Below are 17,418 nucleotides of genomic sequence, written 5' to 3' on the forward strand. Positions count from 1 at the left end.
CCCCTTGTTCCATGAATGCCGGGTCCGGCATACCAGAAGTATCTGCCCGGAATAAACAAAATGAGCGATGAGTATGTATTTGTGACATCACTGTGATCTGATGAAGTCAGGTTGGAGCTCGGGAGGCGCCCACCGTATGGAATCGCGCCGGACCGGCTGTTGGGGAGTAGTCTGCGGTGGCTAAACCGACCGCTCGAGACACCGTGTCTCGGGTTGCGCGGGCTATGTGGCTCGGTGGACGGTGTGGGCGAGACGGCAGGAGTCGGTTCCGGTTTCGATGATGGTGCCTTTGAAGGTGAGTCTGTCGACGATGGCGGCGCAAAGGCGTGGGTCGGTGAAAGTCTTGGTCCAGCCGGAGAAGGATTCGTTGGTGCCGATGGCCACGGATGCTTTTTCTTCCCGTTCGGTGAGGACCTGGAAGAGGAGCTCGGCGCCACGCTTGTCCAGTCGCACCGGCCGGAACGGAATACTTCGTGGATCATGAGCGAGGAACGGTCCACCCGCGGGGTCAGAACCAGGCCGGGATCGAAACCCTCTGCCGGCAACGGCGCCAGCAGTGGCTGTTCGGCGGCGAAGTCCTGCCCGACGGTCCGGAGCCGCTGAGAGATCCTGCGACGGTCCTCCGGGTCATCCCACACCCTCAATCTGTCGTTCAGTTCCGCCAGCGTCGCCACCGCCGGGACCGGAGTGAGGAAGTTCCTCCGGAACCGCCCGACTTCACCTTCGATCCCGCCCTTCTCGTGGGCGCCCTTGATGCCCGGTTCGCAGTAGAAAGCATCGAAACCATAGTGGGATTTGAAGCGCACCCAGCGCTCGTTTTCCACACGATGCCGGCCGGCCCCGTACACCACTTTCGTGACGGCCGAGGTCAGGTTGTCATAGCGGATATGCCTGCTCGGGACGCCACCCAGAACGGTGAACGCCTCGATATGGCCTTCCAGGAAGGCTTCCTGCGCGCAGGTCGGGTACACACGGTGAACGGATTTCCCCGAGTTCGAGAGCCGGAACGCGAACATGTAACACCGGGTCCTCACCCCTGCCAGGGCCACCCACACGTCACCGAAATCCATCTCAGCCTCAGCACCCGGCGCGTGTTCCTGAGGCACGAACACCTCCACCGGGGCATTCCCTGCCTCCACGGCGATAGCGGACCGGCGGGCCTTCACGTACTGGCGGACGGTCGAGTAGGAGATCACCGCCCGGTGCTCATCAACCAGGCGATCAAAAACCCGTTCTCCGGGAGACCCGGTGCTCCCGGGCGAGGCAGCGGATCGATGAGCCCTTGACCCTGGCATCCCGGCGGATCCTCGCGAATAGCTCCACTCTCGACTCCATCACTGCCTGCCACTGTCGGGAAAAACTCTGATGGAATCAACCGTGGGGTGGTCTCAATTGAAACTGCGATTCATCAACCGGCGAGCCGCGAAGTGGGCCCACCTCAGACTGCAAAACCGGTCCCCTCTCAAACTGCCATAATCAGTCGGGACGTTCACCTGTAAGTGCGTCCGGCGTCCGGCGAAGTTATCCAACGTCGGGGACTCCGGGCTTGGTCCTGACGACAAGCACGGCGCAGGCGGCATGGTGGACTACCTGTGTGGACACGGACCCGAGCAGCAGCCCGGTGAATCCTCCGAGGCCGCGGGAACCCACGACCAGAAGGTCGGCGTCCTTGGAAGCATCTACAAGGACGGTGACCGTGGGTCCTTGGACGACGTCACCGGTGACATTGACGCCTTCGGTGTCCACCCCCTTCACAGTTTCGGCTTGCATCCTCCGGGCAGCCGGCCCGAAAACGTGAGGATCCCAGATCACCGCTTCCATGCCGGCTGTCTCGGGCGGGTACTCCCAGGCGGTCAAGGCCCGCACCTGTCCGTGGCGGAGACGGGCCTCCGTGACGGCCCATTCCAAGGCGAACCGTGATTCCGCTGAGCCGTCCACCCCGACCGCGATCCTGAATCTGTCCTCGCCGTCCATGAGCTCCACCGTCTGTTGATGTTCTGCCTTGCGGCCATCAGCCCCCGTATCGGTTTCAGCGGCACGGTGCCTGATGACGGCTGCAGCCTATGACGATGTTACGTCGCTAGTCGGCCTGCTGGCGACGGGCGATGTGAGGGTTGCCCGTCATGGCAGCCGCGGTTCTCTTCCGCGGCCCCAAGCAGGACCGGCGATTATCGGCGAGTGCTTCGTCGGCCCGGTCCTGGCTTCGTTGACCCTGTGTTCATCAACCCCAAAGCATGCCTCTGAGCATGTCAAGTATCGCGCTCGTGCCGGTTCCCAGCATCGCGGTCTGGCGTTCTGCAGGGGCTTCCTCCTCCGGTGCAGGATCCGGCCGCTGTTGCCCGGAATCTGTCCGCCGATGCAACGGAATTGAGGTGACACCGCTGACCTCGGCTATGTTGGCCGTGCCGGCGAAGACGGGCCCTGCAGACCATGCGATTACGGGCGTCAGCATGTAGCCGCCCTCGGGAAGGGCGATGGCGGGGAGGGTGCCCAAAATGTGCACGCTGCCCCGGTCCAAACCGGTTTCCTCAGAGGCCTCGCGCAATGCTGTATCGGCCGGCCCACCGTCGCTGGATTCAGCAGCCCCGCCGGGGAAAACCAGCTGCCCGGGGTAGTTGGTCAGATCGGGTGCGCGTTCTGTAAGGAGCACGAAGGGGCCGTGTGGGCCATCCGTGAGCAGTACAAGCGCCGCCGCCTCCGTCAGTGTGACCCGAGTCGGCTGCCGGTTCGATTCTGGACGGTCAGGTCCGGTCAGCCGGGCCAATGTGTCGGCCCAGGGGGGCCGCGCGGAGGTTCCGCAGTTCGGCTTGGTCCGGCCGGCGTCCGAGTCCAGCCATTGAAGTTGTCCGGTTTGTACACGCAGCAGCCCCACCCCGGGAGCGGAGTTGGCTGGCTGCACCAGCCGGGTCAGCTGCCCAAACCCCGGATGTCCGAACAATGCACGGGCGGGACGGTGGACCGTCCGGTCAGTCGGCTCTGAGAAATCAGCGGGGTTGTTCGCTACCGCGACGAAGGCCTGCCCGGATCCTACGAGGTTCGCCACGGGGCCGCCAAAGGCAACGAGGGTCTCGCTCATTGCCGGTACCAGCAGGAGGTTGGCACCTGACTCGGTCAAGGCGTGCACGGCGTGGGGATTGAGCAGGTCCCGGCAGATCGCCAGCACCAGATGCCATCCGTCGTCACTGACGTGGATCCGCAGCTCGGGCCAGCCTTGGGGCTGAATGTCCTCCTTGACTGGCCGGTCGGCCGGGGAATGCTTGTCCTGGGTCAACGGGGATTGAATGCCGCGGAGATAGGCGACGGCTGTATTACGCCGCCGCGGCGACCCGTCGTGGTCGTCGGCGTGATGGTAGCTTCCGGCGACGAGCATCATGGGGCCGCCGGTCCGGCAGGTCCAGCTCTGCAGGCGGGCGGCGAGGGACTCGGTGACGCAGAGCTCGGGGAGAACAACAATGTTCGCGCCGTTTGCGACGGCTGCACTGATCAACCGGTCTATTTCCTGACGCTGATTGTCTTCATTTTTCGGGCGGACAGGGAATGTCCGCCCGCTGGCGTCAGCCGGAAAGTGGAACTCTGCCAGGGTGCGGTTGGGATGGCAGGTTGCCACGGCGGTGTCCCGATCTATAATCCCAGCGAGCTCGCGGGCAAAGCTGTAATCAAAGATGACTTGGAATTGTGTGGCCCATTCCCCGGCGAGCCGTACGTGGCGCGTCTCGTCGAGGCGGTTGGCCAGCCGCCACGGCGGGGAGGTCGCGGACAAGGCCGTCACATGCCGGAGGTCCGGACTGTCCAGCGGGATAGGATCACCCACACCCGGCTGGTACGGGCTCCGGAGGCGAAAGGACTCGCGGAAGCTGTGGCTGTACCTTTCGTCCAAGAGTTCGGCCAGTAGCCGCGCCACCGCGACGGCGGGAAGGTCACCGTCCGCGGTCAGCGCCGCCGCCAATGCGCTGGCCTCCTTGGGACCTAGCGCATCTCCGGTCGATGTGGCGGGCAGCACGTTCCCGACGCCTGCTGCGACCTGCTCCGCCCGTGCGCGGCAGCCGGCATCCTGCATCCGTTCCTGCAGTACGGGGTGCTCGTCCCGACACAGCTGCAGTAGATGAGTGAGAGCGACGAGTGGTTCTCTCTCGGCGGCGATGGCCGCTTGGATCGACGCCACCCGCTGTGGGAGTGGTGATGGTCGGGCAACGCATGAGGCACATTCCGCCATGGACGCAGACCCGGTATCCCCGCGGACGTCGAACGTTCCGGTATCGCCGTCCGGGGCAACGGTGGGCCTTCCGACGTCCATCGCTTCCGCTTTGCGGTCGGCATCATTCATGATGCCTCCTTCGCTGTGGCGGTTTCATCTCGACACGATCCGGGCCGGTGTGAGGAATCGTGGTTGCTCATCGAGGTGATCCCCCGGTGCGCCGTGAAGTCCAGACCAGATAAGCGCCAAGCGCACTGCCCGCGCCCAGTCCTGCGCGCATGAATGGTTTCTCCCAGCTGCCCCAACGTTCCTTGTCTCCCGTCGTCAGAGCCCCGACACCTCCGATTAACGCCGCCGCGATCATGCCTGCGACCAGACGGTTGCCGATGCGTTCCACGCGCCCGACCAGGGGTTCGAGTTCCGTGGCCCGTAGATGGACTTCCAATCCCGTGTCGAGGCTATCCACGACTCGACGGAGTAATTCCGGCAGGTCCGCGGCTAGTTCCGCTGCGTCAGCACCGGCTTCGGCCATGCGAGTGGCCAAAGCCCGCGGTGCAAAGCGGGCGAACATCAGCTTCCTCGCGTAGGGAGCAAGGATCACGCCCAGGTTAAAGCCGGGATCCAATTCGACTCCGATGCCTTCTGCCATGATCAGCATCTTCAGGAGCTTCGCCAGCTCCTGAGGCATCTGGAGGTGGTAGGTCCGCATTAACGCGACCCCTTGGGTGATCAGCGGCCCGATTTCGATCTGATTTAGTTGGCGGCCTTCGTAGAGGGCAATAAATCGGGTGACGTCGGCGCGCAGCCGGCTGCGGTCAACAGCCTGGCGGGTTACGGAAAGGTCCAGCAAAGCGGAGCCGACACGGACCGGGTCGCTGCGGGCCAATGCAGTCAGCAGGACGCCGAGTTGGCCGCGCAGCTTGTCGATCACCTCGCCAACCATGCCGAAGTCGATGAGACCTATGCGGCCGTCGGATTCGATGAACAGGTTCCCCGGATGCGGATCGGCATGAAAGAACCCGTCGTCGAAGACCATTTTGATTGCTATGCCTGCGGACCGGTTGGCCAGCGCGGCTCGGTCGATCCCTGCACGGTCCAGGGCCTTGAGATCATTGACTTTCATCCCCACAATCCGCTCCAACGTCAGCACCCGGGATGTGGTCGTCTCCCAGAAGACGCGGGGAATGTGAACGCCGGGATCGGAGGCAAAGTTCTCGGCGAATCGCTCCGCGTTCCGCCCTTCCTGAAGATAGTCGAGTTCTGCCCTCAGAGTCTGTGCAAACTCCGCGGCGATGCCGGGGAGGTTATAGCCGGCCGCTGCCTCCCAGCGGTGGCTGATCTGGACGGCGAGGTTCTGCAGAATATCCAGGTCTGCCTCGATCGTGGGGATGACGTCGGGACGGCGGACTTTTACAACGACGGGTGTTCCGTCGTGGAGAGTCGCTGCATGGGCCTGGCCGATGGAGGCACTCGCCAGGGGGTCGAGGGTGAAGTCGGCAAACACCTCGTCCGGCTCGGACCCGAGCTCTTCGCGGATTAGCTGACGGATCGTTGCGCCTGGCACAGGCGGGGCGCCGTCCTGGAGTTTAGCCAACTCCGTCTGGTATTGGGGCGGCAAGAGGTCAGGCCGGGTGGAGAGGAGCTGGCCGAGCTTGATGAACGTCGGTCCCAGCTCTTCGAGGGCCAAGCGCAAGTGGTCCGGATTCGTGTAGGGCTCGGCCCTGCGTTCATGGCCCATGAGCCCTTGGTGGAAGGGGACCCACCGCTCGAGTCCGGTGATACCCACGAGGAAGCCCAGCCCGTGCCGGGCCAGAACCTCGCTGATTTCCTGGTAGCGGTGTACTCGTACGTTCGTTGTCATTGTCTGTTCTGATTTCTTCGTGATGTGGGAGGCCTCGAAGTGGAGCGGTGGGCCTCACGGTCCTGCACGCGTTGCCATTCCATGCTGCGTGGCCGCGGTCTACGGTCCACGGGAGTTTTCAGGTCTTTGCAGGGTTGGGCTGTCTTCGTGGCAGCACAAGGACGACCATGGACACCAGAACCAGACCCATCCCGGCCAAGCTCCAACTGCTCTGGCGTTCGCCTAAGACAACCATGGACAACAGGATGCCGAACACCGGAACCAGGAAAGTCCATGCCGTGACGGCGTCCAGGCGGCAGTGCCGGACTTCTGTGAACCAGCCAAGAAAGGCCGCAGCAGTCCCCACGAGGGAGACATACAGAAGAATGCCGATGAAGCGCACACCCCAGTTGATCGTCGGCCCCCCCTCGGTAAGCCCGGCGATGATGGCAAGAATTGCGCCCCCGATCAGGAAATGCCATGCAATCACCTGCAGAACATCGGCCTTTATCTGCCTCGAAATCAGAGTTCCCGCGGTGACCGCGAGAGCTGCGGTGATTGACAGCCACGCACCGGTGCCAGTGCCGCTGGGCAGGGCGACTGCCAATAGCCCTGCGAAGCCTGTCCCCATCGCTGCCAGCGTTCGGGGGGACAGGCGCTCCTTGTATATCCACCAGGCCGGAAACACTATGAGCAAGGGCTGTGCATTGGCCAGGACGGAGGCGGCTCCTGTCGAGAGACCGGCCAGACCGCCGAACATGGCACCGAATGCCAGTGTGACATTGACGATTCCCATCACCGTTATCAGGGTCCAGGTCCGTGCCCCCCGCGGCGTCGGTTCGCGACGGAATCCCGCAACCGTGAGAAGCACCCCTCCGGCTATGAGGGCTCGCAACGCGGCGAACCACAGCAGCGGGGCGTCCTTCAGACCGATGCTGATCGCCAAAAAGCACGAGCCCCAGGCAAAGGTGATCCACAGCATCCGCATCGGCTTGGGCCGACGGAGGCCTCCGACCTCTCTGGCACTGACTACTGCCGGAGGTACACGCACAGCGACTCCTCCGTCGGCGGCATACCGGAGTGTCTTTCCGCCCGCACAGCTAACGGCTTAACTATCTTCTTGTTTATGAGGGAATGGGCACGCACCGGCGGATTCGTGCCCTCACTTTCCGGCTCTGCCGCGTGCCGTGAGCGGGCCAGCCCTACGCTCACGGGCATATCCGTCTCCAGGGCATCGCTGAAGGCCATGCCGTCCCGATCCGGAGCCGCGATGACGGAGCTGGCTACCTCCACTACCGTTTTCCCGTCGTCGGGCGGCCTGCACACCAGATAGGCCAAGCGCTGTTCAACCATCAGAAATCCTCCTTTAGGGCTAGTCCCAAGGGCAAGGGCCGGCGACGCCGAAACTTCAGCCTCCAGCCCGGACCGGTGCGGTTTGACAGCTTGTTGCGCACGCCCTGGCGCCTGGGCGCAGCTGGCGGGGTGACCCGGGCAATTTGCGGGGCAAGACGTCGTGCCCGGTCTGTCCGACGGCAATCACAGCCGGCCTTCATGAGTCGTCCTGAATGGCGCCGGGAGAAGGCCTCCCGGGTGGCTGGTCCGGTGTCCTGCGTGCCCGGTCCTGGAAGGTGAGAATACGCACAGCCAGGCTCAGCGAAACGGCCAGGATGATTCCGCTGGCGGCGGTCGATATGCCGGTGACAGGTGCAGGGGCCGCGGCGAGGGCGCCCGCCAGGGAACCGGCAGCCACCACTGCGGCCGCGAGGAGCATCCAAAATGCCCGTCGTGCCCGGGGAGGAAATGTTGATGTCGTGCGCATAGTCACGTCCCCAGATGTTCTTTGACCGGCAGGACAAAAATCAGAAGTGTGAGCGTCACGATGCTCAGCAACAGCACAAGGCCGGCGGCGATCGAAACGGGGCGCCGTCGCCACAGCCGGTTCCGGCTTCGGTCCGCAAAAGGAACAGCGGCCAGGATGATGAAAAACGCGACCTCAGCAAAAAGGATGGCAGGCAGACCAAACCAGTCTTCCAAGGTGTATAGCCACCAAAAATTCCATGGGGGCCGGGTCACTTCGATGCTGGCCACCGGCGTCGCACCGACCGGGGGTGGAAGGACCACCGCCAGGATGCCAAGCACGCCGGCAAGCACCAGACCGAACGCGCCGATGCGGCGCAGGTGATGGGTGAAGGGTTCGGTTGGTTCCGCAGCCGCACCCTGTTCCCCTGAGACATCGGCCGGCAGCGATGGATGGGGAGAGATTCTGTGGCGTTTTACCAGGAGCCCGTGCAGAGTCATGAGTACGAGGATGGTTCCGGGAAGGATCACCACATGCGCGCCGTAGATTCGCACGAGAATTGACACTTGAGTCGCGAACTCGGCGGAAAACCAGAACCCGGCTCCGCCGAGCAGATCCCCGATCTCCACATTGTGCCCCAGCGCCTCAAAGCCTTCCTGATCCCACTTCAGGACTGTTCCTGTGAACAGGGCGAGGGTGATCAGAGCGAACAGTGCCACGCCGATAAGCCAGTTTCCTTCACGCGGGCGTTTGAATGAGCCGGTAACGAAAACCCTGATCAGATGCAGGGCGGCGGTTACATACATAGCCTGCGAGGCCCAAAAGTGCACGCCACGCAGAACGCTTCCGCCCCAAACGTCCGTGACGATGCCGCGGACCGACTGGTTCGCCGTTTCCGGGGTGGGGCTGTAGAACTGGACCAGCAGAATGCCGCTCACCACCAGAATTCCGAAGGCGACTGCCGTGACACCCCCCAGGCTCCAGGCCAAGGAGTTTGCGTGTTCCGGGACGGCGTATCCCAGGGCCCCGATGCCCAACCGCTCATCAACCACATCCATTAGGCGCCGGAAACGGCCGCGGTGCGGAGCCTTTGCCGAGGTTTGACTGCCGATGGTTGCCGATTCATCGTCCATGTCAGATTCACCGTTCCTTTCGGCGTGACCGCTCATGTTTCGAGGGTAGATTCTGGCCTCTGTGCTTCCAGGCCAGCAGCAATCGCAACTCCCGCAGATTTTTGTGTGGACGGAACACATAGGCCAGCACGAGTCCCGTGAGAATAGCCAGCACGGATACTGTCAAGGACACCCAGTCCGCTCCCGTTAGCCCTCCGCGGGGCGGGAGCGGGTCAAGGACGACTGTTGTCCAGGTCTCGCCGCCGGTCGCGGGCTTCAACGTGCTGAGGGCCATCGTGATGGACTCCTGCAGCAAGGCACGTCCCTGGGCTGAATTTCCGGCCTGGAGGGCAGTCCTGGCCTGTTGGAGTTCAGCCACGGATACCCCGTCCTGGTCCGGCGCGGCGAGGGCCGCGTCGATTTTCTCCAGGGCCGGACCAACATTGCCCGGATCGTGGACGAGGTGCCCCAGCGCCTGTTGAACCAATAGATACCCCTCTGACGAAGGATCTCCCTCATGGGCGGATGCCAGTGGCGCTGAGACAACTCCTCCGGCGAGGAACAGACAGGACAGCAGGACAGCCGCGCATGTTCTTCTGAGCGGCCGCGACACTGAATTTCTCGTTTCGTGTTGGCCGGATCTTCCAGAGCCGGGTTTCGTTCGCATGGATGGCTCCCAACATGGATGATGGCTGCATGGAGTGCCTGGCCGGCGGCGCCCCGCGGACTGAAGCATGGCTACTGAGGGCGGTCAGGGCCGTGAACGCGCGGTACGCGTTTGTTCTTGCCCAACCGGGGGATGAAGCCTGGAACGTTGCGGGCATAGGCGAGGTAGTCCTCTCCGAATTCGGCGGCCATATCCCTTTCCTCCCGACGGGCGAGCCCATGGTAAACAACTACCAGGATCGGGAACATGATCAGGGTCAGAAGGGTGGGCCACTGCAACAGGAATCCAAACATGATCGTCAGGAACCCCACATACTGCGGGTGGCGGAGCCGGGCATAAATACCGGTGACCGCCAACCGGTGTTCCGTCTGTGCCGCATACAAAACGCGCCATGCCTGGTACAGCAGGATGAAACCGGCAGCTATGAGTACGTTGCTCAGCAGGTGCAGGGGGTTCAGATGTGGATCTCCCTGCCAGCCCATCAGGTCCTGCCACAGGTGCCCGGAATTGTGGGTCAGGAGGTTGAGATTCGGGAACTGGCTCCCCAGCCAGCCGGAGACGAAATAAATGGTCAGCGGGAAGCCGTACATCTCCGTGAACAACGCGACGATGAACGCGGCGAACCCGCCAAAGGCCCGCCAGTCGAGTTTCGTTTTTGGCTTGACGAAGCTGAACGCGAAAACAATAAAAATGGCGGAGTTCAGAATCACCAGGAACCACAGGTTGTAACCGTAGTCAGTTGCCATTGCCCGCACGCCTTTCGGCAGTTCCATCGTGGCCGCCGTGGCCGCCGTGGCCGCCGTGACCGAACAGATGCATGCCCAGCATCCCCACCACGAACACGTAGGGCAGTGCGTCCAGCACGTGCAGCCAGTGGCTGGTCAGCAGGTAGATCACGGCGATGATGATCAGGACGGTCAGCCCGCCACGCAGATACAGGTCCTTGGGGTCCTGAACGGGCGGCACGGGAGGCTGCTGCTCTGGGTGGCTGCCGCCCGTATGCTGGTGGTCGTGGTTCATGGCTGGTCTCCCGGACGGGCAGGCAGGTGGTCGGCGAGGAAGTCCTGCCTCATGCCCAGCGTCGAGTCGGTCATCTTCATCGATGTCATCGCGTCCGGGGCTGACCCGGCCAGTGCGCGGATGGCGTCGATGGTTTCCGGAACGACGATGGCCTCGTTGTAGACCTGGTAGGTCAGGTAGGCCTCATCTCCGTCCACGGTGACCAGTTCCTCCCAGACTGCGACTTCCCACATGTCCCCGCGGGGCCGGCCGAGATCCTTCATTAGTTCGATGGTCGAGTTCAGCGCGACGAGCCCGTCCGCCATCCGTATGAAGGCTATCCGCGGTGCGGCCCGCAGTGCTGCGAGGACCTCCTCCCGGCTGGCGGCACGGGTGAGCTGGAGCGTCCAGTAATGGTTGTGGGTCTGGGTGTGGGCGCCCTTGGCCGCGATGGTGACGACGTCGAGATCGGGCAGGACGGTCCGGGCGTCCGGGCCCTGGTGGGACGGTATTTTCGGTTCCGGGACCATGGTGTTCATGATCCCGCCAAGATGTGATTCCCAGGGGTCGGTGGCGCGGCGGATGAGGACCCCGCGGGCCTTGGCCAGCAGGCGCGCATCCTGCAGGGCACCGAGCACCCTGACGATGCTGGTCGTGTTGCATGAGACGACGCGTGTCATGTCCCGGCCCAGTGCGCTGTCATAGTTGGCCTGCGCCACGAAGGAATGCCCTGTGGTGTCATGGGATTCACCGCCTTGCAGGATGACTTTCACACCTGCCGCCCGGTAATGGGGCAGGTTGCCGGCCGCCACATGTTTGGGGGTCGCATCGACGACGACGTCCGCGTGGGCCAGCAGGTCATCCAGGTCCCCGGAGATGGTTAGGCCTGCGTGGCCCATGGCGTCCCGCGCGTCGGCGGTGGAGGCGAACAGGGGAAAACGTCCCGCAGCGGAGCGGATCCGCCAGTCGGTGATGATATCGGCGACGCCGATCAGTTCCATGTCCGGCTGCAACTGGACCGCGTCGGCGACGCGCTTCCCGATGACTCCGTATCCGTTGACTGCCACTCTGGTCTTACTCATTGGTGCGCCTCCCACTTGCGGTTGCGTTGTTTCCTCGACGGCGGTTCCCGGCCCCGAAGGTTTTGGCGGTCTTCGGTAGCAGTGGGAAGTCCATTACACCGCCGCCTGCGAGCTGCGTATAGATTCCTTCGACACCTATTTTCACGGCAGCCGCGCTACAGGGCTGCAGTTGGATTCGGAGGTTTTGCGCGTTCAGGGACACATCGATGCGGTGACCCCGGTACCGGATCTGGAACCCGGCACTTCCCAGCCGGGCCGGAAGGCGGGGAGAAAAGGTCAGCGCGTCGGACTCTGTCTGGAGGCCGGCGAAAGCCCGGACGATGATATCGACTGTCCCGGACATGGCACCCAGATGGATACCTTCCCGGGTGGTGCCGCCCTGGGTGTCGTCCAGGTCGGCGACCAGGGCCTCACGGAAGACCTGCCAGGCCCGGAATTCATCTGTCCGGGCCAGTACCGAGGCATGCACCACCCGGCTGAGCGTTGATCCGTTGGCGGTTCGGGCCAGGTAGTACTCCACGGTGCGCAGCAGATCGCGATCGGCAAACGGATAGCCGAGCCGGTGCAGCTGCCTGGTCACACCTGCTGGCCCCAGCAGGTAGATCAGCATCAGGACGTCAGCCTGCTTGGCGAGTTTGTACCGGTTGGTCGCATCGTTTTCGGCTTCGAGGATCAAATCGAGCCGCCCGATATTACCGTACTTGGAACGATATCCCGGCCAGTCCAGTTCTACCAGGTCCTCATAACCATCGAACTGGCTGAGGACTCCGTCGGCATGGAACGGCACAGCGAGCCTGCGGCTGATGCTGGACCAGTGGCTGATTTCCTCCTCCGTGATCCGCAGCCGCTCCGTGAGGTCATCCCCGGGGTGACCCGCGAGTTCGGCCAGCACATCGGCGGAGCGTTCGCAGAGCCAGGAGAGCAGCACGTTAGTGTAGGCGTTGTCGCGCAGACCGGCCCCGGGCGCATCCGGGTACCCGTCATGGTATTCGTCGGGCCCCATCACCCCTGAAATGTGGTATCGCTCCCCTGCCGAATCATAGGTGGCCAGGGAGGCGAACATCCTGGTCACTTCGATGATGAGTTCCCCGCCGCGGGCCGTCAGCCAGTCCCGGTCACCGGTGGCCTGGAAGTGTTGCCAGGCGTTGTAGGCGACGGCGAGTCCGACGTGCCGCTGCCGGCTGGAGTTGTCCGGCATCCAGCGGGCGGACCGGGCGTTGTAGAGCTGGCTGGGCGTCTCCTCCCGTCCGTCACTGCCGCTCTGCCACGGGAAGAGCGCCCCCTGGACGCCCTGCGCGCGTGCGGCGTCCCGGGCAACATCCAGCCTGCGCCAGCGGTACTCCAGCAGGGACCGGCTGACGTCAGGTAGCCGGAGTCCGATCACGGGGAAGACGAAGAGTTCGTCCCAGAACACGTGACCGCGGTACCCTTCCCCGTGCAGGCCGCGGGCCGGCACGCCGGCATCCAGGGCGGCGGTATGCACGGAGATTGTCTGCAGCAGGTGGAACACATGCAGGTTGAGTACCAGTTGGGACTGCCGGTCGCCGTCCAGGCTAATCCCGAACCGATCCCACAGGCGCCGCCAGGCCGCTTCGTGGTCCTCGAGCAGAGCGGTGAAGCCCGTGTCGACGCGGGAAAGTCCGGCCAAGGCCGCGGTCTCGGGCGAGGAGATGGCGCCGTCGCGGGAGGTTGCCAGCGACGCGATCCTGGTGATGGTGGCTGGCTGTCCGTCGGCCAGCAGGAGGTCGTACTGCCGCTGGTACCGTCCGCCGTCGGTCCCGGCGTCCCGGGGCGTCGCCGCCTGGGCGCCGTCGAACACTGTCCGGACGGCCAGGGCTATGCGGATCCTGCTCTGGCTGGTCTGGACGGAGCACAGGACGGCGCCGCCGTCCACTTCCGTGAATTCAGGATCGCTCAGGTGCCGCTGCCCGGTGCCGGCATAGTCGCGGACGTTGGTGTTGGCCACCCGGGCGTCGATGCCCTCCCGGATACCCACGGTCCCGCTGAAGCCGCAAGGCGTCAAGGTCGTCTCCAGCGCGGCGAGGTGGGGGTTGTGCATGGAGACCAGCCTCCGCTGCACGACGGTGAGCTGTTCCCCGTCAGGGCCGGTCAGGGTTGCGCGGCGAGTCAACAGGCCCCGGCGCAGATCGAGCTCGCTTCGCTCATGGCTGACCTGGATATGTCCCGTTGACCACCACGGCCCGGCGCCGAAGCGCACATCCACCGGCAACCAGTTAGGGACGTTGACCAGATGTTCCTCTTCCAACACCCGGCCGTGAATGGTGCCCGACGTCCGGTTGTACACACCGGCCAGATAGGTGCCGGGATAATGGACGCCGTCGTCACTGTGCTCCGGCTGGGCTCCGCGTGTTGCCATGTACCCGTTCCCCACGGTGGTCAGCACCTCCCGGTGACCTTCGTGGGCAGGATCAAATCCTTCGTAGACCAGCATCCAGGGGTCGGTGCGTGAAACCCCCAGGTCCAACTCAGCGACGTCGCCGAGTACGATGTCGGCGCCGGCCCGTTCCAGCTCTTCCCGATGCCCCGCGCGGTCGATGCCGACGACCAAACCGAATCCGCCGCGGCGTCCTGCCTGGACGCCGGCGGCGGCGTCCTCGACAACCGCGGCATGCCGGGGTGCCACCCCGAGCCGGCGGGCCGCCTCGAGGAACATGGCTGGGTCGGGCTTGCCCGGCAGGCTGTGTTTGGCGGCGGTCTCCCCGTCGATGACGACGTCGAATCCGGTGTCAAGGCCGGCGGCCGTCAGCAGGGCTCGGGCGTTGCGGCTCGCGGTGACCAGGCCCACGGGGATTCCCGCGGCACGCAGGCGGGTCAGCAGGGCGGTGGTCCCGGGATAGGCCTGAATGCCATTGCGTGCCACGACTTCGAGGAAGAGGGCGTTCTTGCGGGCGCCGAGTCCGTGGACAGACCAGACGTCCGGCCCGTCCTCCGGGCTGCCGGCGGGAAGCCGGGCGCCGCGGGACGCCAGGAAGGCGGTGACTCCGTCCTCGCGCTGCCGGCCGTCGACGTATCGCCGGTAGTCCGCGTCCTCGTCGAACGGATCCCTCCTTGGGCGCCCGGTGAGCCGGGGGTCCTTAAGGACGGAGTCGAAGAGCTGCTTCCAGGCCGCCGCGTGCACAGCGGCGGTCTGGGTGACAACCCCGTCCATATCGAACAGCACCGCCTGATACGGCAGTGCAGCGCCATGCCGGGCATCACTGGAGGCACGGCTGCCGCCCGCATGGATGTCCGTCATCCTACTCCGGTTCCGTTACGTCATCAGCCGGGTTGTTGGCGGGGTCAGCTGCGGAGGTCCACTCCCAGTTCCGGATCTCCGGCATGTCTTCACCATGGGCGCGGATGTACTGCCGGTGCTCGATGAGCTTGTTCTTGAGCTCCTCGCGTACATGCGCCGAGACGTCCTTCAGCCTGGGCACGCGGTCGATGACGTCGATGGCCAGGTTGAACCGGTCCAGCTGGTTGAGGACACACATGTCGAACGGGGTCGTCGTAGTTCCCTCCTCCTTATAGCCGCGGACATGGATATTGCCATGGTTCGTCCGGCGGTACGTGAGCCGGTGTATCAACCACGGGTAGCCGTGGTACGCGAAGATGACCGGTTTGTCGGTGGTGAACAGGGCATCGAAGTCCCGTCCGGACAGACCATGGGGATGTTCCGTGTCATCCTGCAGGCGCATGAGGTCAACGACGTTGACCACCCGGATCTTCAGATCCGGGAACCGCCCACGGAGGATGTCGACGGCGGCGAGGGTCTCCATTGTGGGCACATCACCGGCACAGCCCATGACGACATCGGGTTCCCCGTCCGCGTCCGAACTGGCCCAGTCCCAGATGCCGACGCCTTTGGTGCAGTGCACGATCGCCTGCTGCATGTCCAGGTACTGCAGTTGGGGCTGCTTGCCGGCGACAATGACGTTGACGTATTGGTGGCTGCGCAGGCAGTGGTCGGCCACGGACAGGAGAGTGTTGGCGTCCGGTGGCAGGTAGACGCGGATGACGTCCGTTTTCTTGTTGATCACGTGGTCAATAAACCCCGGGTCCTGGTGCGAGAACCCGTTGTTGTCCTGCCGCCACACATGGGAGGTCAGCAGGTAGTTGAGGGAAGCGACCGGCCGGCGCCATGGGATGTCGTTGGTCGTGGTCAGCCACTTGGCGTGCTGGTTGAACATGGAGTCGACGATGTGGATGAACGCCTCGTAGCAGGAAAAGAATCCATGCCGGCCGGAAAGCAGGTAGCCTTCCAGCCAGCCCTGGCAGGTGTGTTCGGAGAGGATTTCCATGACCCGTCCGTCGCGGGCGAGATGGTCATCCTCAGGAACGGTCCGGGCATTCCAGGCCCGCCCGGTGGCGTCGAATATGGCGCCGAGCCGGTTGGAGTTGTTTTCGTCCGGGGCGAAGACCCGGAAATTGTCCATGTTCGCAGCCACGATGTCCCGGAGGAACGTGCCCAGGACGCGGGTGGATTCCGCTGCCCCGGTGCCGGGATGGGTCACGGGCACGGCATAGTCGGCGAATTCAGGCATGCGCAAATCCCGCAGCAACAGCCCTCCGTTCGTGTGCGGGTTTGCGCTCATGCGCCGCTCGCCGATCGGATGCAACCCGCCGACCGCCGCCACCGGCGCGCCCGCGTCGTCGAAGAGTTCTTCGGGGCGGTAGCTGCGCAGCCACTGTTCCAACACGGCACGGTGGCTGTCGCTTTCGCGCGCCTGGGTGAACGGCACTTGGTGGGAACGCCAGCTTCCTTCCACCTTCAGCCCGTCCACTTCCGCCGGTCCCGTCCAGCCCTTGGGAGAGCGCAGGACGATCATGGGCCAGCGGGGCCGTTCCGTCCGTCCGTCCTCCCGGGCGTCGCGCTTGATCTTAAGAATTTCGTCCAAGCAGGCATCCAGGGTCCGGGCAAAGTCCTGGTGCATCTGTTCCGGATCCGAACCTTCCACGTAGTACGGTGTGTGGCCGTACCCGCGCAACAGCGAGTCCAGTTCCTCATGGCTGATCCGGTCCAGGATCGTGGGGTTGGCGATTTTGTAGCCGTTGAGGTGGAGGATCGGCAGGACGGTGCCGTCCCGTGCCGGGTTCACGAACTTGTTGGCGTGCCAGCTCGCGGCCAGCGGGCCCGTCTCTGCTTCCCCGTCACCGATGACCGCCGCAACGATGAGGTCCGGGTTATCGAACGCTGCGCCGTAGGCGTGCGACAGCGCATACCCGAGCTCCCCGCCCTCGTGGATGGACCCCGGCGTCTCCGGCGCCACATGGCTGGGGATGCCGCCGGGGAAGGAGAACTGGCGGAACAGCCGCTTCATCCCGGCGAGATCCCAGGAGATGTCCGGGTACGTTTCACTGTAGGTGCCTTCCAGCCAGGCCGATGCCACCGGGCCCGGTCCGCCGTGCCCCGGGCCCATGATGTAGATCATGTCCAGGTCCCGTTCCATGATGACCCGGTTCAGATGGGCGTAGATGAAATTCAGGCCCGGGGTGGTCCCCCAGTGTCCCAGCAGCCGCGGCTTGATGTGCTCGGGGCGTAGCGGTTCGCGCAGTAGCGGGTTGTCCATGAGGTAGATCTGTCCGACAGAGAGGTAGTTCGCTGCCCGCCACCAGGCATGGATCCGGTCGAGCTGCTCGGGGCTGAGGACGGGTTCCCCGGTCGTCAGAAGTTGATGGTGGTCTGTCATGGCAGCCTCTCGGTGAAAGTAACGGGGACGGGCGC

At 64.2% G+C, this 17,418-nt stretch carries 12 protein-coding genes and 1 pseudogene; all 13 read right to left on the reverse strand.

Going from position 1 to position 17,418, the window contains the following annotated elements:
* Nucleotides 1-222 precede the first annotated feature (222 nt).
* Nucleotides 223-1,335, reverse strand: a pseudogene (gene istA / locus ABIN76_RS03430) (IS21 family transposase).
* A gap of 186 nt (nt 1,336-1,521) precedes the next feature.
* Nucleotides 1,522-1,974 (reverse strand): universal stress protein, encoded by a 453-nt coding sequence (locus ABIN76_RS03435; RefSeq protein ID WP_346958350.1) that lies wholly within the window; start codon nt 1,972-1,974, stop codon nt 1,522-1,524.
* A 247-nt stretch (nt 1,975-2,221) separates the two neighbouring features.
* Nucleotides 2,222-4,324, reverse strand: coding sequence for an NUDIX domain-containing protein (locus ABIN76_RS03440; RefSeq protein WP_346958307.1), 2,103 nt, complete (start codon nt 4,322-4,324; stop codon nt 2,222-2,224).
* A gap of 67 nt (nt 4,325-4,391) precedes the next feature.
* Nucleotides 4,392-6,056 (reverse strand): AarF/UbiB family protein, encoded by a 1,665-nt coding sequence (locus ABIN76_RS03445; protein WP_346958308.1) that lies wholly within the window; start codon nt 6,054-6,056, stop codon nt 4,392-4,394.
* A 118-nt stretch (nt 6,057-6,174) separates the two neighbouring features.
* Nucleotides 6,175-7,017 (reverse strand): DMT family transporter, encoded by an 843-nt coding sequence (locus ABIN76_RS03450; RefSeq protein ID WP_346958309.1) that lies wholly within the window; start codon nt 7,015-7,017, stop codon nt 6,175-6,177.
* A 47-nt stretch (nt 7,018-7,064) separates the two neighbouring features.
* Nucleotides 7,065-7,388, reverse strand: a complete 324-nt coding sequence (locus tag ABIN76_RS03455) for a hypothetical protein (RefSeq protein WP_346958310.1) — start codon at nt 7,386-7,388, stop codon at nt 7,065-7,067.
* Nucleotides 7,389-7,856: 468 nt separating this feature from the next.
* Nucleotides 7,857-9,002 (reverse strand): cytochrome b N-terminal domain-containing protein, encoded by a 1,146-nt coding sequence (locus ABIN76_RS03460; RefSeq protein ID WP_346958311.1) that lies wholly within the window; start codon nt 9,000-9,002, stop codon nt 7,857-7,859.
* Entirely contained in the window at nt 8,974-9,432 is a 459-nt protein-coding gene (locus ABIN76_RS03465; protein ID WP_346958312.1) for a hypothetical protein, read from the reverse strand. The genes ABIN76_RS03460 and ABIN76_RS03465 overlap by 29 nt, the downstream gene beginning before the upstream one ends.
* A 251-nt stretch (nt 9,433-9,683) precedes the next feature.
* The gene (locus ABIN76_RS03470) at nt 9,684-10,358 is read right to left on the reverse strand and encodes an isoprenylcysteine carboxylmethyltransferase family protein (RefSeq protein ID WP_346958313.1); all 675 of its coding nucleotides are present in this window, start codon (nt 10,356-10,358) and stop codon (nt 9,684-9,686) included.
* Nucleotides 10,348-10,632, reverse strand: a complete 285-nt coding sequence (locus tag ABIN76_RS03475; protein WP_346958314.1) for a DUF2933 domain-containing protein — start codon at nt 10,630-10,632, stop codon at nt 10,348-10,350. Before ABIN76_RS03475 ends, ABIN76_RS03470 begins: the two co-directional genes overlap by 11 nt.
* Nucleotides 10,629-11,693: a type II glyceraldehyde-3-phosphate dehydrogenase gene (locus ABIN76_RS03480; protein ID WP_346958315.1), complete on the reverse strand. Its 1,065-nt coding sequence runs from the start codon at nt 11,691-11,693 to the stop codon at nt 10,629-10,631. The genes ABIN76_RS03475 and ABIN76_RS03480 overlap by 4 nt, the downstream gene beginning before the upstream one ends.
* Nucleotides 11,686-14,949, reverse strand: a complete 3,264-nt coding sequence (locus tag ABIN76_RS03485; RefSeq protein ID WP_346958316.1) for a beta-phosphoglucomutase family hydrolase — start codon at nt 14,947-14,949, stop codon at nt 11,686-11,688. The genes ABIN76_RS03480 and ABIN76_RS03485 overlap by 8 nt, the downstream gene beginning before the upstream one ends.
* Nucleotide 14,950: 1 nt before the next feature.
* On the reverse strand, nt 14,951-17,383 hold the full coding sequence (locus ABIN76_RS03490) for a phosphoketolase family protein (RefSeq protein WP_346958317.1): 2,433 nt from the start codon (nt 17,381-17,383) through the stop codon (nt 14,951-14,953).
* Nucleotides 17,384-17,418: the final 35 nt, after the last annotated feature.

Origin of the sequence: uncultured Arthrobacter sp., from assembly GCF_964021775.1 — a bacterium.
In the GTDB taxonomy this organism is placed as follows: Bacteria; Actinomycetota; Actinomycetes; order Actinomycetales; family Micrococcaceae; genus Arthrobacter.